1 protein-coding gene is annotated in these 244 nt (G+C 58.2%); it reads left to right on the top strand.

Features of this window, described 5'->3' with window-relative positions; all coding sequences use genetic code 11:
- Nucleotides 1–244: NADH-quinone oxidoreductase subunit D-related protein (locus tag B3W37_RS10955; protein ID WP_483175764.1), on the top strand; the 244-nt coding region annotated here is incomplete at both ends.

The raw sequence follows: 244 nt of genomic DNA, 5'->3' as shown, positions 1-244 counted from the left end.
GCCGACCTGCCGGAGAGCTTTTACCCCGCGGTGGAAAGCTTTATCAACGATCTGCCCGGAATGATAGCGGAATATCACGGGCTGATCAGCGGCAACGAAATCCTGCAGGAGCGCTGCAAAGATGTGGGCATTCTTTCGGCTCAAGACGCTGTCGCCTATGGGGTAACCGGTCCCAATTTGCGGGCCAGCGGGGTTGATTATGATCTGCGCCGCGACGACCCCTACGGCATCTATCCCCGCTTTG

The sequence above is a fragment of the Syntrophomonas sp. UBA5494 genome (assembly GCF_002426325.1).
This window is presented reverse-complemented; position numbering and strand designations above follow the sequence as displayed.